This window comes from Clostridium pasteurianum DSM 525 = ATCC 6013, assembly GCF_000807255.1.
Taxonomy (GTDB): domain Bacteria; phylum Bacillota; class Clostridia; order Clostridiales; family Clostridiaceae; genus Clostridium_I; species Clostridium_I pasteurianum.
This window is the reverse complement of the sequence record NZ_CP009268.1, coordinates 2517607-2540132: the sequence shown is the minus strand read 5'-3', so window position 1 is coordinate 2540132 and position 22526 is coordinate 2517607. Positions and strand designations below refer to the sequence as shown.

Here is a 22526-nt window from a genome sequence, read left to right as displayed (position 1 = left end):
TAGTATAATAATAAATAAGTATAAAAAATCAGCATGACAGAGAATGGTTACCAAAATTTTTAAAAGAGCTGTAAAAAGGAAGGTGGAAATATGTATGATGTTGCAATTATAGGTGCTGGTGTTGTAGGAGCAGCTATAGCAAGGGAACTCTCAAAATATCAAATATCTATTGCAATTATTGAAAAGAATAGTGATGTGTCTGAAGGTACTACAGGTGCAAATTGTTGTAATATTTATGAACCTTTTCGTCAGCCTAAGGGAAGTTTAAATCAAAAATTACTAATAAGAGGAAATGAAATCTATGATGAAATGTGCAGAGATTTAGATGTGCCTTTTAAGAGAATGGGATCCATTACAGTAGGTTTTGATGAAGAGGATAGAGAGAAAATAGAAAATATGTATAATAAGGCAGTTGAAAACAATGCTTCCGGTGTACGTATAGTAAACAGAGAAGAAATAGCTAAATTAGAACCCAATATAGATGAAAAATTTAAATTTGGATTTTATTCTCCAAATTGCGGGTGTGTATGGCCCTTTCAATTAGTAGTGGCCTTAGTTGAAAATGCTATGGATAATGGCGCTGAATTGTTTTTAAATAGTGAAGTTAAAAATGTAGAAAGAATTGCTAGAGGTTTTAAAATAATTACAAAGGATAAGTTTATATATACAAAGTATGTAATAAACTGTGCTGGACTCCATGCAGATGAAATAAACAATTCTTTAGCAGAATATTCTAAATACACTATTGTACCTAAAAGGGCACAATTTATTGTATTCAATGAAAATATAGGAACTATGTTTAAACATCTCGTAAACAGATGCCCTAAAGAAGGTGATAGAGGATTAAATATTTTACCTACTGTTGGGGGAAATATTGTTATGGGACCTGTATTTGAGACTGCACCAGATAAAGAAGCACTTGGAACTTCAGAAGATAAAATTGAAATTTTAAAGAAAAAGATGTCCAGGCTAAGTGATAAGATACCTTTTGACAAAGTTATAAGATGCTTTGCTGGATTAAATGGTAAAGAAGAAAGCGGAAAAGTTATTTTAGGTGAATCTGAGGAAGTTAAAGGTTTTATAAATGCAGCCAGTGTAGATCAGGGAATAACTTGTGCACCAGCTATTGCAGAAATGATATCAGATATAGTTAAAGATATATTTGAAAGGGATTATGAACCTATAAAAGAAAATCCAGATTTTAATCCTAAAAGGAGAAGGATTTATAGATTTAAAGAACTTAGTGATAATGAAAAAGAAGAACTATTAAAAAGAGATCCCAAATATGGACGAGTTATATGCCGCTGTGAAATGATTACAGAGGGTGAAATAGTTGATGCTATCCATAGAAACTGTGGGGCTACAACAGTTAAAGGAATAAAAAATCGTACAAAGGCTCTTATGGGAGAGTGCCAGGGAGGATTTTGTGAACCTAGAATTTTAGAAATCCTAGCAAGGGAGCTTGGAAAAGAAATGAATGATATCCAATATGACAATAGAGGATCTTATATTTTGTCAGATAATATATGATCCTTTAATCTATAATAATATTATCTAAAAGTCAATAAAAGATTACGTGGAAAGTGGGTGAGATATTTATGATTAATTATGATATTGTAATTATAGGTGGTGGTCCAGCAGGTTTGGCAGCTGCTATAGAAGCTAAAAAAAATGGTGCAAAGGATGTACTTATTATAGAAAGAGAAATGGAATTAGGCGGTGTTTTAAGGCAATGTGTACATAGTGGCTTCGGAATTCATATATTTAAAGAAGAACTTACAGGCCCAGAATATGCAGAAATATTTATTGATAAAGTAAAGAAATTGGAAATTGAATATAAGTTGGATACCATGGTACTAAGTATTGACAGAGAAAAGCATATAACTGCCAGCAGTGAAAATGAAGGATTTATAAAAATAAAAGCTAAAGCAATAATTTTAGCTACGGGCTGTATGGAAAGAGTTAGAGATTCTATAGGAATATTTGGAAAACGCCCTGCAGGAGTATTTACAGCTGGAACCGCCCAAAGGTTTATAAATATAGATGGATACTTAGTAGGTAAAAAGATAGTTATTTTAGGAGCTGGAGATATAGGCCTTATAATGGCACGGAGAATGGAAATGGAGGGTGCAGAGGTGATTGCTGTAGTTGAAAAAGCTAATTCACCGGGAGGATCCTATAGAAATGTAGTTCAGTGTTTACAGGATTTTGATATTCCGCTTTTGTTAAATCATACAATAACAGAAATACAGGGAAAAGAAAGAGTGGAAGCTGTTATTGTATGCCAAGTTGATAAAGGAGGGAATCCACTGCCTGAAACAAGTAAAAAGTATGAATGTGATACAGTGCTCCTTTCAGCAGGTTTAATACCAGAAGCAGAACTTGCAAGAAATGCTTCTATTGAAATAAAAAGTACAGGTGGAATAAAGATAGATAATTTAAAACAGACAAGTAAAGATGGAATTTTTGCCTGTGGAAATGTAGTAAAGGTACATGACCTTGTGGATAATGTAACTAAAGAAGCAGAAGAAGCAGGCAGGAATGCTGCTTTATATATAAAAAATTAAGTTAGGGGAGGTTACGGTCTTGGTTGATAATTTAATATGTACGGTTTGTCCTGTGGCCTGCAATATGACTATTGAAGGGCAGAGAAAGGATAATTATATAGTTAGTGGTAATAAGTGCGATAAAGGTAAAAGCTATGCAATCCAAGAAATTAAAAATCCTGTAAGAATATTTACTAGTACCATTAATATAACTGGAGGAAGTATAAAAAGACTTCCTATTAGAAGTAAAGAACCTGTTCCTAAAAATATTATAAGAGAAATTATTACACCTATCAGAGAAATTAAGGTAAAAGCACCTATAAAAAAAGGTGACGTAATTATTAAAAATATTTTAGGATCGGGAATAGATATTGTAGCTTCTAGAAGTGTTGATTAGGAATTATCAACTTTCAACTAAAAAAGGGAAACATGACACCTGTTGGATGAAATGTTTCACTTTTTTAAATTATTGTGGATAATTTAACGTTTCATTACTAATCTTTAAAAGCACTTCATTAAGATATTTATTTGCAACGTATTTAGCCATAGGAAGATTCATATCGAGATAATTTCCACAGTCTCTAGCTGCAGCTCCAGGAATTTCTCCTTCATAATTTGCTACAAATTTAAATAAATCAATTAATAAATTCACTATATCTTTTGACTCATAATCCCCAGCTAATATCAGATAAAAACCTGTTCTGCAACCCATAGGTCCAAAATAGATAGTTTTTGATGAGATGTCTTTATCATTTCTCAAATAAGTTGCTGCTAAATGTTCTATTGCATGAATTTCAGCAGTATTTAATACTGGTTCCAGATTAGGCGTTGTAAATCTAAGATCAAAGGTAGTAATAATATTATCACCAACAGCATCCTTTCGTGAAACATATACTCCTGGTTTCAATTTCAAATGATTTACTGTAAAACTTGCTATTTTTTCCATAGCATATTTCCCCTCCATTTTTTACTTTTAATTTATTCAGTTACATAATAATAAATTATAGTTTTTTAGTATAAAAATATTATAACACTATAGCAGAAAAATAATATAGATGCAATTTAATACATATCCACTCACGTAAAGGTATTCTGTATATTTCAGACTATATTATTGAAACTTACTTATCTATAAGCTTGTAGTTATTATATAAATTTTATTATATATGAATAAACTTATAAATACAATATGTATAGTTGGTAAAAGCAAATTATTCCATGAAATATTTATAAAATAGAATTTAAAATGATTATTATGTTAATTTATTATATATATAGTAATAAATTTTAATTAGATTAATAATATTTTATTAAATATAATATTGTATCCAATAGGATTATTATATAGGGAGGAATAATCATGAAAAAAAATTATTATAATAACTTTTTTGCTAGACATTATCAGAACAGATATCCATACAGAAAGCCTTATGAAAATTTTGCTGAAATTCCAGTATTTCCAATAATGAATTATCAGGAAAGCTTTTTCCCGGTAATGCATGAAAATACTTTATCAGATAATGAACTTGAATTTAGAAATTATAATGAACTTGATATAAATTATAATATGGATATATATGGTGCTATGGATTGTGAGGAGAGTTTTTTTCAGAATAGGAAAGATTTTCATTTTCCCCAAATTGGGCCTTCTATTACGGCCATGCCTACTATAATTGATTTTGAAGAAGAAGATTAATAAATACAAGATAATTTTTATAATTTATTATAGGATTTTGTGAAATAAAATTTTAATTCACATCAAAAACTCCGTTTATATTAAGAAGATTTTTACAGGGTGAAAGGAAATTATGATTTTATGTAGAATTTATTAATAGAGAGAAGAGGTGGAGGTATGTTTGATGTAAATATAAAGTATGGAGATGTGAGCATTTCAAGTATAGAAAAAGAAGATGTTAAACATATACGGATGTGGTATAATAGCCAAAAATCTTTTCTATACAACAGTAATGATTATCTGGAAACTAATGAGTTCTATGAAAGATTTATAGAATATTATATGAGTGAATGTGAAATTTTCTTGAAGATAAAAAAGATGAATAATATTATAGGTATTTTCAAAGGTAGGATTGAATTTAAAAATAAAAATATGGTATGGGTATCCTGTTTTGATATGGAGACAGTTTTTTTAGATAACAATGAAGGAAACATTGTATTAGATAATATATTAAAATTCTTTTTACATAATTTTGGTATAGAAGATTTCTTAATAGGTGTTTCGGTGAGAGATAAAAAAATACTAAATGTATTAAAAAACAGTGGATTTCAAATGGTTAGAATAAGTAATGATTTTTTTATGAATGAAAGCAATAGTGGAAATGCAGTAATATTAAAAAAGAAAATATATGGTTAGAAAAGGATAGGTTTTAATAAAAAATATCAGAGTTCTGTGAAGTGTACATTGTATTTATTAAATAATAGCGTATTATATCTCAAATTCTAGTATAAATTTCACTATATTAAAATATATTTATAGTAGTGAAATTTAAGGAGGATGAGAAAATGAGATATACCAGATATGATATAAAGAGAAAAGAGAAAACCAATAGAATATATTTTGTAATTGTATTTATAATATTAGTATGTGCAATATTAATAGGAACTTTTGTATCAAATATATTTTTAAAAAATAATAGCAGTATTACAGGAACTTCAGAAAGTGGAACTGTTTTCAATCAAAACACTTCAAAGGATGAGGCAAATTTTGTATTTTTGCAATGTGGTATATTTACTAGTAAAGAAAATGCTCAAGATTTAATTAACAAGCTTAATAAAATAGGTAATCCTTTTGAAGTAGAAGATGATGGGAAGATAAGAGTTATATTTGGAATTTACTTCAATCAAAAGGATTACGATGCTTCTGTAAAACTTTTAAAGGATAATAAATTTGAAGCACATGATATAAGTTATAGTCTTAATAAAAATGACATTTGTGATTTGCAGATAATAAGTATTTTAAATGCAAATTTACAGATTATAAATAAAGCCTATGATAAGGATGTTAAAGAAGTTCAGACAGCTGCTTTAAAAGATTGGACTAAAAAGCTTGATAAAGTGGAAGGAAATTATAAAAATAAAAAGGTTTTAGATGAAATGAAAGAGTATATTTATAAGCTTCCAGAAAAATTTTCAAAAAGCAATGCTGATGGCAATAAAGTATATCTATATTCTCAATTAAAAAAGTTGTCTAAATAGTCTGCTAAAAGCAGACTTTTTAATTGAAAACAAACTAAAAAATTTTTATTAATAACTCACAGAAATACTTGTTTAAAGCTACATTAAATGATAAACTATATTAGACATACAGGGTTTAATTTAACAAGGAATTTGCCAATATATTTGGTGAAAATTTAAAAAAATTACATTTCTTATATATTGATAAAATAGGTAAAATTGCGACAAATGATGCATGAACACTGAGTTTTACGACTATGTGTATGATATAGCAATGTAAATCTATTTTATATAATATTAGGATTTTGTTAATAATGTTAAGAGGTATAAGTCTTAGTATGGTGATTATCACATTGTAAGTATAGTATTAAAGATAGTATTATGCAGAAATCATTGGGAAGTGAAAGCATGAACTTAATTTTAGCTTCGTCCTCTGAAAGAAGAATAGAACTTTTAAAGAGAATTACTGAAAAATTTAAAGTTATTCCAAGTAATTTTGATGAAAAGAAGATTGAATTTAAAAGTAATGTTCCTGAATATGTTATGACGCTGGCAGAGGGAAAGGCAAGAGATGTTGAAGGTAAAATAACTGAAAGAAAAAATACTTTCATTATAGGATGCGACACCGTTGTTGCATTTGAAAACATTATTTTGGGAAAACCTAAAGATGAAAATGATGCATTCAGAATATTAAAGATGTTAAGTGGCAATATTCATAATGTATACACAGGTATCTCAATACTGGATTTGAGTTCTGGTAGAAATAAAATAGATTATATGTGTACAGAAGTGAAATTTTCCAATTTAACAGATGAAATGATCAATAAATATGTATATTCTGGAGAATGTTTAGATAAAGCAGGTGCCTATGGTATACAGGGTAATGCTGCAATTTTTGTAGAATCTATAAATGGGTGTTTTTACAATGTAGTTGGATTACCGCTTAATAAATTAAATAAGATGTTTGGGGAGATGGGAATAAATCTGTAAAGGAAGGTGCAGTATGGCTGGTTCTTTTAAAATTATGGATTTGCCCGAAAATGAAAGACCGAGGGAAAGGCTTTTTAGATATGGCGCTGAAGTTCTATCTAATAGTGAACTTTTAGCTATAATATTAAGAAGCGGAACAGCTAAAGAAAATATATTGAGTTTGTCAAATAAGCTATTAAAACTTAATGGCGGACTTAATGGACTATTAAACTTAAATGTTGAACAGCTTTTGCAAATTGATGGTATAGGTATGGCTAAGGCAGTACAATTAGTTGCATTAGGTGAGCTTACAAAGAGATTTGGTACATATAAATCAGGAGACACTTACAGCATTTCAAAGCCTAAAGATGCTGCGGTTTTGGTGATGCAGGAAATGAAAAGTTTGAACAAAGAAGTGCTTAAGGTTATTTTGTTGAATACAAAGAATGTAGTTATAAGAATAATAGATGTATCTGTTGGAAGTTTAAATTCTTCTATAGTGCATCCAAGAGAAGTTTTCCATAGTGCTATTTTATCTCATAGTGCATCAATTATAATATGCCATAATCATCCATCAGGTGATCCAACACCTAGTACTGAAGATATTAATATCACTCATAGATTAAAAGAATGTGGTAAGATAATTGGGATTGATCTCCTGGATCATATTATTATAGGAGATGAAATTTATGTGAGTTTAAAAGAAAAAGGAATTTTGTAAGGTTGAAAGGAGAAAAATTTAAATGGGATTTTTTGGTATATCTAGAGACATGGGTATAGATTTAGGAACAGCAAACACCTTGGTTTATGTAAAGGGAAAGGGGATTGTTTTAAGGGAACCCTCCGTTGTAGCTATAAATACAAATACAAAGACTGTACTTGCTGTTGGTAATGAGGCAAAGCAGATGATAGGAAGAACGCCAGGAAATATAGTAGCTATAAGACCTTTAAAGGATGGAGTTATAGCTGATTTTGATGTTACAGAGAGCATGCTTAGAAAGTTTATTGCAAAGGTTACCTCAAAAGGAGCTTTTGCAAGTCCTAGAATAATAGTTTGTTTTCCATCAGGAGTTACAGAAGTGGAGAAAAGAGCCATTGATGAAGCTACTAAGAGAGCTGGAGCTAGAGATGTACAGCTTATGGAGGAACCAATGGCAGCAGCTATTGGAGCAGGACTTCCTGTAGAGGAACCTAAGGGAAGCATGGTAGTAGACATAGGCGGTGGTACAACAGAAGTTGCAGTGGTATCTCTTGGGGGTATAGTTACTAGTAAATCACTAAGAGTTGCTGGAGATGAATTAGATGAGTCAATTATAAACTACATTAAAAAAGTTTATAATTTAATGATAGGTGAAAGAACGGCAGAAAATATTAAAATGCAGCTTGGATCAGCTTATAAGGTTTCAGATGTGGAAGAAACCATGGAAATAAAAGGTAGAGATTTGGTTACTGGTCTTCCTAAAAATATTGAAATAACTGAATCAGAAGTTAGAGAAGCTTTAAAGGAACCAGTAGCTTCTATAGTAGACTCTATTAAACTCACTCTTGAAAAAACTCCGCCAGAGCTGGCAGCAGATATTATGGATATAGGTATAATGCTTACAGGAGGAGGAGCTCTTCTTAGAGGTCTAGATTGTTTAATAAATAATGAAACCCACATGCCTGTACATATAGCAGAAGCACCATTAGATTGTGTAGCATTAGGAGCTGGTAAAGCTCTTGAACATTTTGATAAAATAAGTAAAAATAGAGGCTAAACATGAAATTTGTAAAAAATAGACTGGCAGTAACAATTATTGTTCTGTCAGTTAGCTTTTTGGTGCTAATAGGCTATAGTGTAAAAAGACAAAATCCTTCTTTGATGGAAAATGGCGTGGGTGTTACTTTTAATTCAGTACAGGGTATTATTTATAGAGGTATTAGTGGTGTAAAAAATTGGACTGGTTTTATAACTCATTTTTCTGAAGTAAAACAGGAAAATGAAGATTTAAAGAAGAAGAATATACAGATGCAGCAAAAGGTTGCAGCTTATGATTCTTTAGAAGCAGAAAACAAGAGATTGAGAAACATGTCGGATTTTAAAGATCAGCATTCTCAATATAATTATGTTGCTTGTAATATTATAGCAAAAGGTGCTAATAGTTTACTAGATACATATATTATAGACAAGGGTAAAAATGATGGAGTTAAAAATGGATTGGTTGTGATTACTCCAGAGGGACTGGTAGGTAAAGTTATATTTACAGGAAATAGCTGGAGTCAAGTTGGTGGACTAAATAATCCAAATGTTCAGGTGGCAGCTAAGATTCAAAACACAGGAGACACTAATGGTTTTGTAAAAGGATATATAAACAGCTATAATGAAAAATTAGCTATGATAGATAGTCTGCTTATGGATACAGATATAAAAAATGGATATGAAATAGTTACTTCTGGTGTTGGCAATATGTATCCAAAGGATATTCCTATAGGGAAAGTTACCAGTGTGGCAGACGATAAGACTAAAATTAGCAAATATGCCATAATTAAGCCTTATGTGGACTTTAATAAATTAGAAGAGGTATTTATTGTTGAACCTAAAAATACCGACGAAATAAAGTACTAGGGTGATATAGATGAAAAAATTTTTAACTTTGATAATAATAATTTTTATACTTATGGTGATGGATAATTCAGTTATGCCTTTTGCTGCGGTATATGGTTACTATCCCAGCCTGCTTTTTATATTTGCTTTAAGTTATTCAATTATAAATGACAGATTCTCTGCACTTGGAATGGGTATTATAACCGGAGTACTGCAGGATGTATTTTTCCCAAATGTATTTGGTATCAACATTTTGTTAAATATGCTTTTATGTGTACTAGCAGGTGAAATAGGAAGAAATTTATTCAGGGAAAAGAGATTAATGCCTGTTGTTTCCGTATCTGGATTGATTCTATTTAAGGGGATATTAATTTTTATAATATTAGATGTGATGCATATTCAAATTAGTCTATACAGTTCTTTGATTATTGCGGTATATAGTCTTATCATAACAATATTTGCCTATAAATTTGTATTTAACTTATGTAAAAAAGATTATATGATACGTAAATGGAAATTTTAAGGGTGGTGATTTTATGATAAAGAATAAAAAGAGAAAAAAGATATTTAATAGATATTCTGTTTTAATCATAGTTATGCTGATGGCTTTTTCTGCTATTGGAGTAAGACTTTTTAATTTACAGGTGGTTCAGGGTACATATTATAGTGAAAAAGCCAATACCAAATCTCATAAGCTTATACCAGAGGAAGGACCAAGGGGAGCCATTACAGATAAGAATGGAATAAAACTTGCTACTAACAAGCAAAGTTACGAGGTTACTTTTATGGATACGGAAGATAGTGAAAAACAGTTCTTCCAGACCATGGCAAAGGTCTTTGGTATTTTAGATGAAAATAACGAAAAACAGGATGACAGTTTTGCACTTAAGGTGAATCCCTATAGATTTGAGTTTAATACCAGTGATGCCAAAAGCATTCAGACTTTACAACTTAGATTTTTAAAGGATAGGTCACTTGAGGATTCAATTTTAAAAAAGCAATTCGACAGTAAAAAAGAAGCAGATTTAACGGATGCAGAAAAAAGTAAATTAAATGCGGAACTGCTCAAGTTAACTCCAGAAGAGGTGTTCAACACACTTATTGATGATAAGCACTATGGTGTTAAATCAGGAGTTTCAAAAATTAAAAGTAATTATACTGTAGAAGATCTAAGAAGATACCTTTTGGTAAAAGATGCTATAAAAATGAATAGTTTTTCTGGATATAAACCAGTACCTATTTCCAGTAATGTAAAGAAAGATACATATCTGGTGTTTTTACAGAGAATATCAGAGCTCCCTGGTGTAAATGCAGATATTCAACCTATGAGGTATTATCCCTATGGCACTCTTGCTTCCTCTGTTCTGGGTTATATAAATAAAATAAGTTCTACAGATCAGCAGAAGTATTCTGAAAAGGGTTATGATGTAAGCAGTGATTATGTAGGTGCTTCAGGCATTGAAGCTGTTTATGAAGACAGGTTAAGGGGAGCTAATGGAGGAGATATAGTTCAAATTGACAAACAGGGAAGAATAACAAGTAACTTGGCCAGCAGAGAATCCTATCCAGGACAGAATGTGCAGCTTACCATTGATGCTAATGTACAGTATGCTGCAGAGCAGGCACTGCAAAATAGAATGAATTATTTACAGCAAACAGGAACTGTTTGGAATCAAAGCACAAGAAATGCTACAAGAGGAGCAGCTGTAGTTATTGATGTGCATACGGGAGGAATTTTAGCTCTTGCCAGTACGCCAAGCTTTAACCCCAATGACTTTGCAAACCCCAGTGGGTTAACTGAGGAACAGGTGGAAAAGTATTTTAGTCCTGATTTCCAAAAAATGGCAAAGGATAGAGGTATGTCTCAAGATTTAATTAACTTTATGTTTCCAGTAGACAGCAGTATTAAGGGAAATACCACAAAAAGAGTAGATAAATATGATTTTTTCCCAAAGTATCTGTATAATTATGCTACTATGTCATTGTTGCCACCGGGATCAACTTTTAAGCCATTAACAGCCATTGCGGGGTTGCAATCAGGTGTCATAAATTCTACATCAACAGTTAATGACCAAGCTTTTTTTACGGGAGATGATGGAAAGCCTATACTATTTCCTTCAGAAAAAGCAAATGGTATTGTAAATGTCGTTAGTGCACTTGGATATTCAAGTAATCCATTCTTTATGAATGTAGGTAAATTGCTTAAAGACCAGTATGGTAATGATGCTTTAGCAAAATATGCATGGCAATTTGGACTAGGGGCAGATCCTAATGGAGGAAATGCCAGTACAGGCATTGAAATACCAGAAAACTTTGGTCAGGTATATAATGTTATATCCAAAAGAAATGTAAACTCAGTACAATTTCTTCTAAATATTATCGATTATTTAAACAAAGGATCAAATGATAAAGGTATTGACAATTTTCAGACAATAGATTTATATGACAGAGTGGATGACAGTAAAAAAGTTTTAGAAATTAAGGGCAAAATAAAAGATTCAATAAAAACAGCTATTAAAAGTGGAAAGATAGACAGTGATAAAAATTATATAAACTTATATACACCATTGTTTAAGGAATTAATAGATACTGATCCTAAGTATAAAGGGAAAAATTACAGTGATAAAGATATAAATAAGATAGTTACAATTACTTATAGTGAAATAAAAAATGCTATTAATGACTCAAATTTAGGATATAATATTTATAATGCATCTATAGGTCAAGGTATAAATGCCTTTACTCCTCTTCAGATGGCAAGCTATGTATCTACTATTGCCAATGGAGGAACTAGATATAAGGTTCATCTATTAGATAAAATAACAGATGCTGATGGTAATGTGTTAACTGAGACCAAACCAGAAGCATTAGATAAAATTAATATCAGTGTTGAAAATAGAAATTTAGTTATGAAAGGTATGGAAAATGTTACTGGTACAGGAGGGGCAGCAGGTACAGCGGCGGATGCATTAGGATCTTTTAACAACTATATACCTAGTGCAGGTAAGACTGGTACAGCTCAGGTTAATTCAGATATACAAAATAAAATTGGCAGATCTGACTATGCTTGGTTTGTAGGTTATGCACCTGCTGATAACCCTCAAATAGCCGTAGCAGTAGTTATTTTTGATGGTGCTTTGGGTAGCCAATCTGCATATGTAGCTAGAGGAATTTATGAAGGATATTTTAAAGATGAACTTATTAAAAAGAATTATAACAACTTTAGTATAGAAACTGATTTAAATAAAAAGACAGCTGATAAATAAAAGTAACTTCAGAAGTGAAAGTATGTAATATAGGCTTCAATTAATATAAACATCATAAAACTTAGTTCTAAATTATATGAGTTTCATGATGTTTTTTGTTTCATTAATAGCTTTTTTATTTTTATTGAATAGATTTTAGCATACATTTTTATTCAGTTTAAATAATTTTTCTTAATTAACGTGAGTTTGAAAAAATCAATTTATTAGTGGATAAATATAGTGATGAAAAAATGTAAAAAAGGATACCTAATAACTTTTGTTGGTATAATATAACAATTAAGCTAAAACAATGTACTCATATTTGACATGTGTTTTTCAAGTGGTCATTTATAGTTTCTATAATAAATCTTTTTCTAAGAAGAAAGAATCTTATCTTATATGAGCATTAGTTTATTTTTCATATTTTTCTTTATCTTTTTTATGAGCTGTATACCCTTAGAATAAAGGATATCTGATATCTTCTTGAGTAAATAACCTTTATCACCAAATAGTTTTCCAAACAGCTCTTTTGCTAGTGATTCTATGACTTTAGGATCTCTATCATCTACATTTCTTGGTATTAGATAGAAAGAGAGAATTTCGCCTTTATCATTGATAACCAGATGAAGTTTAAAGCCATAAAACCAGCCTGTTGAACTTTTACCACGCTCTGCTATTCCTTTAAAAGCCTTGTGAGAATGTATTCTTCTGTTATGGCAAACATCAAGGATTGTGGAGTCAATAAAGGAAATTCTTGTGCACTTGCTAGTTCTAAACTTTGTCATGTATAACAGGTTCGTAGAACTAATGCAGGAAGCATTAATTCTACGAACCTGTTATAGCTTACAAGCTTTGTAAAATAAGGCTTTAGAACAGTAGAAACGTGTTCTTTATAATAATTTTGAATGTTCTGTAGCATGATAGATGAAAATATACAGTTATTGTCATAATCTTACTTAAGCAAAGAATTTTACTTGATGTAAATATTAACATACAAAGCTGTATAATTCATCGGATAAGAAATTCCATAAAGTACATTCCATCTAAAGACAGTAAAGAATTTATGAAAGATTTCAAAAATGTATATAAAGCTGTTAATGAATCTACAGCGGCTGACGTCTTACAAACACTAGAAGAAACCTGGAGAGATAAGTATTCTATAGTAATAGATTCATGGAATAATAATTGGGAAAATCTATCTACTTATTTTAATTTTCCTCCGGAAATAAGAAAGATAATATATACCACTAATGCTATCGAAGGATTCAATAGGCAACTAAGAAAATTTACAAAGATAAGGACTACATTTCCTATAGATGATTCCTTAAGAAAAGCCCTTTACCTTTCTACAGAACAGATTATGCTTAAATGGACCTCACCATCACCAAATTGGCATATACTTTGGCTCAATTAACTTTAATGTATAGAGATAGACTTGAACAATATATATATAAAATATGAATTAAAGCTTGCACTATTTTAATTATACATGAATAATAATGGTATTTTTGCAAATAATAATAACAAATAAAAGCTATATAAACCCAGTCTTAGTATTATCATATAAATTTAAAATTACTACAGAGATAATTTCCCATAGTAATTTCCAGTTTTGATTTATCATGTTTATTATATTTTACACAGACTTATGGGCTTTCTCATAGCTTTAGAAAACTTTAGTTTTTGAATAGATTTTAGTCTAAATCTTTAGATGGCTTTAGCCTTAACTGCGACTTTTAGTCGCTTAAACAACCCCTGTTTTAGTACAGGGTGGTTGAGTTAATTTTCTTTTAGTTCCAGTACTATGTTCCATTTCTAAACCAACTAAACCTTTTGATTTATAATTTTTTATATATCTGCCTACGGCATGAATCTCTAAACCTTCCATCTTAGCTATTCTTTTATTAGTAAATCCTTCATAATGTCTTAATAATACTGAATATCTTTTACACATCTCTATATTTTTTATTGTTTTTAGAGCCTTTTTAAGTTCACTAACTCTTTCTTCACATTGGATATCATTTTTTTATAACTAAAGTTTTCATATAAAAATCCCCTCTATAATATCTTTTTTATTTATTTTGGATTTTTATAGGTCCTTATATTAATGGTATTTTTTATATGTGAATTTTTATTATTACAACTTATATATAACAAAATATTAATATATAGTAATATTTTATTATGCTTTTAATTTTAGAATTTAATTATTTTGATTTTTAAGATATTATCTTTAGAGTTGAATTTTTGTGCAAAAAGAATAAAGCACTACAAATTATGATATATTGTTTGTAGTGCTTCCTTTTGATTCCAAAAACAAAAAGGTGCTGTAGCACCTTAAAAATTAATTTCTAATTTGATATAGTTGGTTTATATTTAATTATACCAACCATTTTTATCTCTTAAAACATCATATGTATTAGGACCAACTAATCCATCAGCAACTAATCCATTATCATGTTGAAATCTTTTTACTTGTGTTAAGGTATTAGATCCAAATACTCCATCAACATATCCACAATTATAACCAAGGTTATTTAAACCTTCTTGTATACATCTAACAGGAAATCCAGTATCTCCATAACTAACATATCCTTTTGTTTCCCAAACATACCAAAATCCAACTTCACCCCATGCTGTTGCTATTTTTACAGTTCCAGGTATAGTAGGTGTAGATTTATTAGTATCCTTATTGGTAGTACTTGTAGTAAGTGGTTTGTTATTTATAGTTGAAGCCTTATGAGAATTAGTGCTTGTACTAGTAGTGGCAAAAACTGGTGTTGATGATATTATTAAGGTAGTCAAAAGTCCTAAAGTTAATACTTTAATTTTTTTGCTTTTCATTGTTAAATTCCTCCTTAAAAGTTATATTATAATTAGTATATACTATATAATTAGAAAATTTTGTTGAATATAGTCGTATACAACAAAAAATATTAATTATATGATATTATTATATTATATTACATTTTAAAGGAGAGATTATATTGAAAAGAATTAAAAGGTTTATTTTTATTTTATTATTTTTTGCTATATCGGTATTAAATATTAATGCTTATGGACAAGAAGTCCCTAATAGTAGTATTAACTTAATCATTACTTATAAAAATAATGGCATTGACAAAAATATCGAAAGTTTTATAAGTAATTCTAGTGGACAAGTTATTTCTGAGATGCCTGAATTAGGAGCTATAGAAGTAAGATGTAATCCTAACCTGATACCTAAACTTAAGAATTATTCAAATGTAGAATCAATATCACCAGATCTTATAATCAAATTACAGAAAACAAAAATAGTACCATTTACTGAAGTAAATAAAGTTAGTACAAATAATGCTGATTTATTCAACAAATATCAATGGGATATTAAAAAAGTAACAAATAACGGTAAAAGCTTTAATTTGCAAAGTGGAAATCATAATGTAGTTGTAGGGATTATTGATACTGGTGTTGATGAAAATCATCCAGATTTAAAGTCGAATTTTTTAGGAGGTAAGAATTTTATTCCTAAAAATTTTGAGAATGATCCAACTGAAACTGCTGATCCTAATGATATAGAAGATAGAAATGGACATGGTACCCATGTTGCAGGTACAATTGCAGGTAACGGTAGAATTATTGGAGTAGCACCTAATATCGGTTTTAAATCATATAGAGTTTTTAATGCATTAGGAGATACTAGTGCATCAATAATTGCTTCGGCAATAATTCAAGCAACAAAGGATAAAGTAAAAGTTATTAATTTAAGTATTGAAGGATATAATTTCAAAGGAAAATGTTTTTGGACAGACCCATCTACAGATACAGTTTATGATCTTGGAAATGATATGAAGGATTATTCATTATATAAAAAGGCTATTAAATATGCTGTAAATAATGGGGTTACAGTGGTAGCTTCAGCAGGAAATGATTCTTTAGACTGTTCTAATGGCAAAAATATAACAGATTATCTTAACGAAGAATATGGCAGCCAAGGATTTAAATATGTTGGTGTAGGTATCGAAGTACCAGGAGATATTAAAGGTGTAATAAATGTTTCTGCTACAGATGAAAACAACACTCTTGCATCCTATTCTAATTATGGATTAGGTGTTGTAGATATAGCTGCACCTGGTGGTGATATGAATTTCGTGAATGATTCAATAGATTTTTCATCTATGTGTCTTAGTACATATCTTAATAATTCATATATGTATATGGCTGGGACCTCAATGGCTGCACCTAAAATATCTGCTACTGCTGCTCTTATTATAAGTGAATATGGTAATGTTAGACCTGAAGTAGTAACTAAAAAAATTTATAAATCTGCTGAGTCATTAAATATAAAAGATTCTAATAAATATTTTGGACATGGTTTAGTTAATGCATATAATGCATTAACTAATTATTAGTATATACGAGAAGATGATTAAAATGAATAGAAATAAATATTTTAAGGAAGTAGATGAATTAATTAAGAAAAATGAAGATCTGATAAAGGAAGATTTTGAATTACTTTATTTATCAGTATCTGGAGTTAAAATGGATGTGAATATTAGTTATTTAGCAGATAAAATAATAAGAAGTTTAAATAATAATGTTGATTTAAATGTATTAAATTTTTGGGAATTTTTACAGACAGAAATTGGTAGGGCAATAGTAAAAGCAAAATTTAAATTGGATAATGATATATATTTTGTAGATGATGTTAAAGAAATAACTGGATTTTCAAGAGAATTTATATTAGAAGAGATAAAATCTAAAAATATAAAGTATGAAAAGCGAAATTCAGAGATTTTTTTTACAGGAGATAACATTAGAGAATATCTTTCTATAAAAAATATAGATAAGTTTGATAAAGAAATTGAAGAAAGATATGAAGAACAACGAAAAAAATTGATTAATGGTATCTTCAAAAGATAAAATTAATAAGAAATGAGTAAGAGTAAAGTAAAATAAAAGTACTTTACTCTTATTTTTTTGTTTAAAATATTAATAATTTATCTTTTTTATAAGTTTGCTTTATATTTTTAATATAACTACACATTTATTTTTATATAAAAATTAAATATAAATTATTACATTTTTGTAAATACAGGTTACATATATCGTAAAATCCCCCTTTTTATAAGTTGATAGGAAAAAAAGGGGGATGTATCTTGGATAAATTAAGATGTTTGGTAGGAAAAGCCAAAAATAATAATGAAGAATGTATGTTATTTATTATTAGAAAATTTAAGCCATTACTAAAAAAATATAGTAATAAATTAAATTACGATGGGTCAGATAGTGATTTAGTAATAGCTTTAATAGAAATTATTAATTGTATTCCTATATATAAAAATTCAAAATTTAATGAGGACAAGTATATAGTTGGATATATTAATAATTCTATTAAGCATAAGTATATTCAACTATCTAAAAGAAATGAAAATATAATAAAAAAGGAAACCGAATTGGATTTAAATATTATATCAAATTATGAAGCAATTCAAGATTGGAATTTAATAGATACTAGTATATTTATAAACAATTTAGTAGACAAGCTATCATCCTATCATAAATATATTATAAAAAAAATTTATATATATAACATTTCAGAAGCTGATTTGGCTAAAGAATTAAATATTTCTAGACAATCTGTAAATAGAGCTAAAAATAGAGCGTTAAATAATTTGAGGAAAATTGCTACTGAATAGTGTGGTGAGCAAATAAAAATGGAGAATGATGTACTAAAATTAGCAGCATCTCAAGGTATATGGGCTTTACTAGCTATAGTATTAATATTTTATATTTTAAAGGCTCAGGAAAAAAGGGACCTAAAACAACAAGACAGAGAAAAAAATTATCAAAAAATAATATTAAAGTTAACAAAAGAATTTGAGGTAATAGGACATATACAAAAGGATATCAATGAAATTAGGGAATATATAGATAATAAAAGTTAAGGAAAGTGAGATTATGTTAAAAGATAGAATTAATGAAATATTACCAGTGGTTATGAGTACTGTTATTTCTATATTAGGAATAATCATTACTACTTTAGGCGCTTATACTGTTAATTTTATTAAGTTGAAAAGAGATTCAGTTATTAATGAAATTAGTATAAATAAATATAATCAGGATAAAAAATTAGCTTTAGATATATGGAACATAGTAGAAGAGCATTTTAGAGTTAATGAAATAGTCACAAATGCTCTTAATAGTAAAATTAAAATGTTTAATTATGAAATAAAAAAGAAATGTCCTTATCTAACACAGCAGGAAATAGATTTTTTAAGACAAGCTGTAGCAGGTCAAATAAACAGTATCAAGAATGAAATAAATGATTAAGTATACAGAAAGGAGTATAACCTTATGAAAGGAATAGATATATATTCGGGTCAAGGAAATATTGATTTTAATAAAGTAAAAAATGATGGGATAGAAATAGTATATATTAAAGCTACAGAAGGTTTAACTTATACGGATGATACTTTTAAAAATTTTTATAATGACGCAAAATCAGTGGATCTTAAAGTGGGTTTTTATCATTTTTTAAGAAATAATAATCCTGTAGAAGAAGCTAAACATTTTATTAATGTAACAAATGGATTAGAGGTTGATTGCAGATATGCTATAGATGTAGAAGTTGTGCTGGGACAAACTTCTGATAAAATTTTAAATAATGTAACACAATTTGCTAATTATTTAAAAAGCAATGGAAAAGATATAGTTGTATATACGTATACAAGTTTTTTGAAAGAATATCTTAAGAGTATTAACAATAGCTTTCAATTATGGATAGCTGAATATGGAGTAAAATCTCCTAATATTAATGTACCTTACATAGGTTTTCAATATAGTGATAGTGGAAGTGTATGCGGAATAAATGGAGAAGTAGATTTAGATGAATTTAGTGAATCTATTTTATTAAGAAATGCGGGAAGTAATTTAACTTTAAATAATTGCAATATTCAATCAATAGATGGATTTGTCAATGAATATAATTTTCATAAGGTTAAGAGTCTACAGGAACTTATAAATGGATTAGGGTTAAAGGATGATTCAGGTAACAGCTTGATTGTAGATGGCATCTTTGGAGAATTAACGGAACAGGCTTCAAGAAAACTCCCTATAGCACAAGTAACAGGTTACCATAATGATGCCTATACAGATTGGATTGAAATACAATTTAATCAGAAACCAGATCATTTTTTTGGAAAGGTTATGGATAATATTATAAGGGAATTTCAAAGATTAAAAGGATTAATTGTAGATGGTAAAGTTGGAATTAAAACATTAAAAGAAATATTAAAGCAGCCATAATTATAAATTAATTCTAATACAGGGTTACAAATCATTTCTTAAAGTCTTTTTTATATATGAATACAAAATAATTTAAGAAATGAGGTTGTAAAAATGGATTTAATGGTTTCACAAGTTCAGCAGTGGTTGAACACTACTTATGGTAATAATGAAAATTATACGACAATACCTGAAGATGGAGTAACAGGCGGAGGAACAGTAGCAGCATTAATAACAGCTCTTCAAATTGAATTAAATATTTCACCAGCAGATGGAGTTTTTGGTCCAGCTACACAAGCTGTATGTCCAACTTTATCTAGTGGAAGTACTGCTCAAAATCAGGTTTATATTCTACAAGGTGCTCTATATTGTAAGGGCTATAACCCAAATGGACTTGATGGAGGATATGGTAATGGTGTTATAACTGCTGTAAAAAAATTTCAGGCAGATGCTGGTTTAACAACTCAAGATGGAATAACAACGCCTATGATATTTAAAGCACTATTGAATACTGATGCTTTTGTATTATTATCTAGTGGAGATTCTAATATAAGAATTATACAGCAGCATCTTAATAGGGATTACAATAATGTATTTGGACTAATACCTTGTGATGGTATATATTCAAAATCAACTAATGTAGCCTTAATAAAAGCTTTGCAGCATGAAGAAGGAATTGCTACAGATGGTATTTGGGGACCCACTACACAAAATTTATGTCCAACAATTCCTGGTCAATATGCTAATACAAAATTCATATTATTACTCCAATATGCTTTATATTGCAATGGTTATAATCCAAATGGTTTTGATGGACTATATGGTAATGGAGTTAAGAATGCGGTAACAAGTTTTCAGGTATTTGCAGGATTATATGCTGACGGATATGCAGGAAAACAGACATGGGCTTCCCTTTTAGTTAGTTATGGTGATCCGAATAGACAAGGAACTGCATGTGACTGTTCTACTACTATAACAGATGAAAAAGCAGCAACGCTTAAAGCTAATGGATATAATATTGTTGGAAGATATCTTACTGGAAGATATGCAATGACATTTGAGGAGATATCAGTTATATCTCAGAATAATCTTAAAGTTGTTCCTATATTTGAAGTTGGAGGATATCAGTTAAGTTATTTTACTTCTTTACAGGGAATGGTAGATGGAAACTCTGCAATGGTGGCAGCTACTACTTTGGGTTTTCCTGACAATACCATAATATATTTTGCAGTAGATTTTGATGCTTTGGATGAAGACGTAACAAATAATATCCTTCTATATTTTCAGGCAATCAACAACAGATTTACTGAATTAAATTCAAGTTATAAAATAGGTATATATGCTCCTAGAAATGTATGCAGCAGAGTTGCAGGAGCAGGATATTCATGCAGTAGCTTTGTATGCGATATGTCTTCAGGATTTAGTGGAAACTTAGGATATCCATTACCACATGACTGGGCATTTGATCAAATATCTACTATTTCATGTGGAAGTGGATATGGATATATAGAAATTGATAATAATATTTGCTCTGGTAAAGATACTGGTGTAAGTGTTCCAATTAATGGTGGCAAATGGGTACCAAACAGCACCTTTGCTAAAGTAGTATCATTTGCTGGATTTTTATATGATCCGAATCAAGATATTATATATTCTAAGATAGATCCACTTCAAGAAAATTTTGGGTATTGTAAATTTTATGATGATAGTGCTGCTACAACATTAATGAGTACAATAATTGATTGTGAGCCAATTTATTTTACGTATGACACTAAAGATTGGTTAATTGAATTATGGAAAGGTCAGTATTGTCTTGAAACAGGAGCAGAAATAGGTATTTATAATAGAGACTCAGGAATAACTGACCCGAGAGATGCTGTATTAGGTAAATTTTTTGATTGTGCAAGACATGACCTTTTAAATATGTCATTTGTATTAAAAAAAGATGGTGTAGAGATATTTAGAAGGGGACCAGAAAATCACTGGTGGCTAACAGGTTTTAAATGGGGTGAATTTACTGCTAATCCAAGTAATGATTTGACAATGGATGTAACTATTACATTAGAAAATTTAGTAATGAGAAAGGCATTTTTGAAAGGATTAAATGATTTGGGATATATTGAATCTAATATAGATATAAATAGTCCATCTAATCCAACTGGTCCAGTAATATGGAATGAAGAAAATACAGTAAGTTTTACTTTTGATGTTCCTAAATCACAGCAACCACAGTCAAAAATAGATAATTTTAATTCTATTCAATCACAAAATCAATCCCGTGTTGCAGACTATAATTTAATAAAGAATGAACTAAATTTAACTAGTAACGATCCTAATTTAATACAAGAAAGTACAATTGAAGAATTATCAACTGAAGCTCAAGAGGCATATAACAGAATTACAGATTGGTTTAATTCTATTATACCTAATTTAGAGAATATTACAAATTCTTAATTGTGATAAATTATAATTATATTATTAAATTCCATAGTAAGAAAAACTATTACATAGCTAACTGTTTTGTTAGCTGTGTAATATCTTTCATTTTGACTTTGTGAATATGAACAATGCTTTTTTAAATATTTTATTATCCTCTTTAAAAATAGCATCTCTTTTAAGTTATTTATACGTTTTTTCTTTGTTAAATAATTCTATTATTATATTCTTGTGTATAGTTTCTAACTATTCTTACCAATTTTACGTTTTTGTTAAGTTATAACTTTG

At 29.2% G+C, this 22526-nt stretch carries 22 protein-coding genes and 2 pseudogenes; 20 read left to right on the top strand and 4 right to left on the bottom strand.

Features of this window, described 5'->3' with window-relative positions; all coding sequences use genetic code 11:
• Window positions 1-90: 90 nt before the first annotated feature.
• The 3 genes from CLPA_RS11530 (at window position 91) to CLPA_RS11520 (ending at window position 2943) form a co-directional block, all read left to right on the top strand.
• On the top strand, window positions 91-1530 hold the full coding sequence (locus CLPA_RS11530) for an NAD(P)/FAD-dependent oxidoreductase (protein ID WP_003441344.1): 1440 nt from the start codon (window positions 91-93) through the stop codon (window positions 1528-1530).
• 68 nt (window positions 1531-1598) lie between these two features.
• Complete coding sequence (locus CLPA_RS11525; protein ID WP_003441347.1) at window positions 1599-2567, top strand: NAD(P)/FAD-dependent oxidoreductase; 969 nt, start codon at window positions 1599-1601, stop codon at window positions 2565-2567.
• A 19-nt stretch (window positions 2568-2586) separates the two neighbouring features.
• Complete coding sequence (locus tag CLPA_RS11520) at window positions 2587-2943, top strand: DUF1667 domain-containing protein (protein ID WP_003441349.1); 357 nt, start codon at window positions 2587-2589, stop codon at window positions 2941-2943.
• A 69-nt stretch (window positions 2944-3012) separates the two neighbouring features.
• Here the strand turns inward: CLPA_RS11520 and CLPA_RS11515 are convergent, their stop codons facing one another.
• Complete coding sequence (locus CLPA_RS11515) at window positions 3013-3492, bottom strand: S-ribosylhomocysteine lyase (RefSeq protein WP_003441351.1); 480 nt, start codon at window positions 3490-3492, stop codon at window positions 3013-3015.
• Between the two features lie 414 nt (window positions 3493-3906).
• On the opposite strand from CLPA_RS11515, the gene CLPA_RS11510 reads away from it, so the two are divergent.
• The 9 genes from CLPA_RS11510 (at window position 3907) to CLPA_RS11470 (ending at window position 12557) form a co-directional block, all read left to right on the top strand.
• Entirely contained in the window at window positions 3907-4242 is a 336-nt protein-coding gene (locus CLPA_RS11510; protein ID WP_003441353.1) for a hypothetical protein, read from the top strand.
• Between the two features lie 156 nt (window positions 4243-4398).
• Complete coding sequence (locus CLPA_RS11505) at window positions 4399-4917, top strand: GNAT family N-acetyltransferase (protein WP_003441355.1); 519 nt, start codon at window positions 4399-4401, stop codon at window positions 4915-4917.
• 149 nt (window positions 4918-5066) lie between these two features.
• Window positions 5067-5759: an SPOR domain-containing protein gene (locus CLPA_RS11500; RefSeq protein ID WP_003441357.1), complete on the top strand. Its 693-nt coding sequence runs from the start codon at window positions 5067-5069 to the stop codon at window positions 5757-5759.
• Between the two features lie 387 nt (window positions 5760-6146).
• Window positions 6147-6728, top strand: coding sequence for a Maf-like protein (locus tag CLPA_RS11495; protein WP_003441359.1), 582 nt, complete (start codon window positions 6147-6149; stop codon window positions 6726-6728).
• Between the two features lie 13 nt (window positions 6729-6741).
• Window positions 6742-7428 carry a RadC family protein gene (gene radC, locus CLPA_RS11490; RefSeq protein WP_003441362.1) on the top strand — a complete coding sequence of 229 codons (687 nt, stop codon included), beginning with the start codon at window positions 6742-6744 and terminating at the stop codon, window positions 7426-7428.
• Window positions 7429-7450: 22 nt separating this feature from the next.
• A complete protein-coding gene (locus CLPA_RS11485) occupies window positions 7451-8464 on the top strand; it encodes a rod shape-determining protein (protein WP_003441364.1) in 1014 nt (337 codons plus the stop codon).
• A 2-nt stretch (window positions 8465-8466) separates the two neighbouring features.
• Window positions 8467-9312: a rod shape-determining protein MreC gene (gene mreC / locus CLPA_RS11480; RefSeq protein WP_003441366.1), complete on the top strand. Its 846-nt coding sequence runs from the start codon at window positions 8467-8469 to the stop codon at window positions 9310-9312.
• Window positions 9313-9322: 10 nt separating this feature from the next.
• Entirely contained in the window at window positions 9323-9814 is a 492-nt protein-coding gene (gene mreD, locus CLPA_RS11475) for a rod shape-determining protein MreD (protein WP_003441368.1), read from the top strand.
• A gap of 13 nt (window positions 9815-9827) precedes the next feature.
• Complete coding sequence (locus CLPA_RS11470) at window positions 9828-12557, top strand: peptidoglycan D,D-transpeptidase FtsI family protein (protein ID WP_003441369.1); 2730 nt, start codon at window positions 9828-9830, stop codon at window positions 12555-12557.
• Between the two features lie 298 nt (window positions 12558-12855).
• Here CLPA_RS11470 and CLPA_RS20105 read toward each other — a convergent pair.
• Window positions 12856-13511, bottom strand: a pseudogene (locus CLPA_RS20105) (IS982 family transposase); the annotation flags it as partial.
• Between the two features lie 7 nt (window positions 13512-13518).
• On the opposite strand from CLPA_RS20105, the pseudogene CLPA_RS11460 reads away from it, so the two are divergent.
• Window positions 13519-13997: pseudogene (locus tag CLPA_RS11460) on the top strand (transposase); the annotation flags it as partial.
• A gap of 283 nt (window positions 13998-14280) precedes the next feature.
• On the opposite strand, the gene CLPA_RS11455 reads toward CLPA_RS11460, so the two are convergent.
• Entirely contained in the window at window positions 14281-14490 is a 210-nt protein-coding gene (locus CLPA_RS11455; RefSeq protein WP_003441376.1) for a terminase gpP N-terminus-related DNA-binding protein, read from the bottom strand.
• Window positions 14491-14912: 422 nt separating this feature from the next.
• A complete protein-coding gene (locus CLPA_RS11450) occupies window positions 14913-15380 on the bottom strand; it encodes a peptidoglycan-binding domain-containing protein (protein ID WP_003441377.1) in 468 nt (155 codons plus the stop codon).
• Between the two features lie 143 nt (window positions 15381-15523).
• Here CLPA_RS11450 and CLPA_RS11445 point away from each other — a divergent pair, with 143 nt between their 5' ends.
• From CLPA_RS11445 to CLPA_RS20100, 7 genes are all read left to right on the top strand, one after another.
• Window positions 15524-16927 (top strand): S8 family serine peptidase, encoded by a 1404-nt coding sequence (locus tag CLPA_RS11445; RefSeq protein WP_003441391.1) that lies wholly within the window; start codon window positions 15524-15526, stop codon window positions 16925-16927.
• 22 nt (window positions 16928-16949) lie between these two features.
• The gene (locus tag CLPA_RS11440) at window positions 16950-17438 is read left to right on the top strand and encodes a hypothetical protein (RefSeq protein WP_003441393.1); all 489 of its coding nucleotides are present in this window, start codon (window positions 16950-16952) and stop codon (window positions 17436-17438) included.
• A 236-nt stretch (window positions 17439-17674) separates the two neighbouring features.
• Complete coding sequence (locus tag CLPA_RS11435; protein ID WP_003441394.1) at window positions 17675-18214, top strand: sigma factor-like helix-turn-helix DNA-binding protein; 540 nt, start codon at window positions 17675-17677, stop codon at window positions 18212-18214.
• 18 nt (window positions 18215-18232) lie between these two features.
• Window positions 18233-18463, top strand: coding sequence for a BhlA/UviB family holin-like peptide (locus CLPA_RS11430; RefSeq protein WP_003441396.1), 231 nt, complete (start codon window positions 18233-18235; stop codon window positions 18461-18463).
• 13 nt (window positions 18464-18476) lie between these two features.
• A complete protein-coding gene (locus CLPA_RS11425; protein WP_003441398.1) occupies window positions 18477-18848 on the top strand; it encodes a hypothetical protein in 372 nt (123 codons plus the stop codon).
• A 24-nt stretch (window positions 18849-18872) separates the two neighbouring features.
• Window positions 18873-19823: a GH25 family lysozyme gene (locus CLPA_RS11420; RefSeq protein WP_003441400.1), complete on the top strand. Its 951-nt coding sequence runs from the start codon at window positions 18873-18875 to the stop codon at window positions 19821-19823.
• A 93-nt stretch (window positions 19824-19916) separates the two neighbouring features.
• Complete coding sequence (locus tag CLPA_RS20100; RefSeq protein ID WP_003441403.1) at window positions 19917-22256, top strand: DUF4474 domain-containing protein; 2340 nt, start codon at window positions 19917-19919, stop codon at window positions 22254-22256.
• Window positions 22257-22526 lie beyond the last annotated feature (270 nt).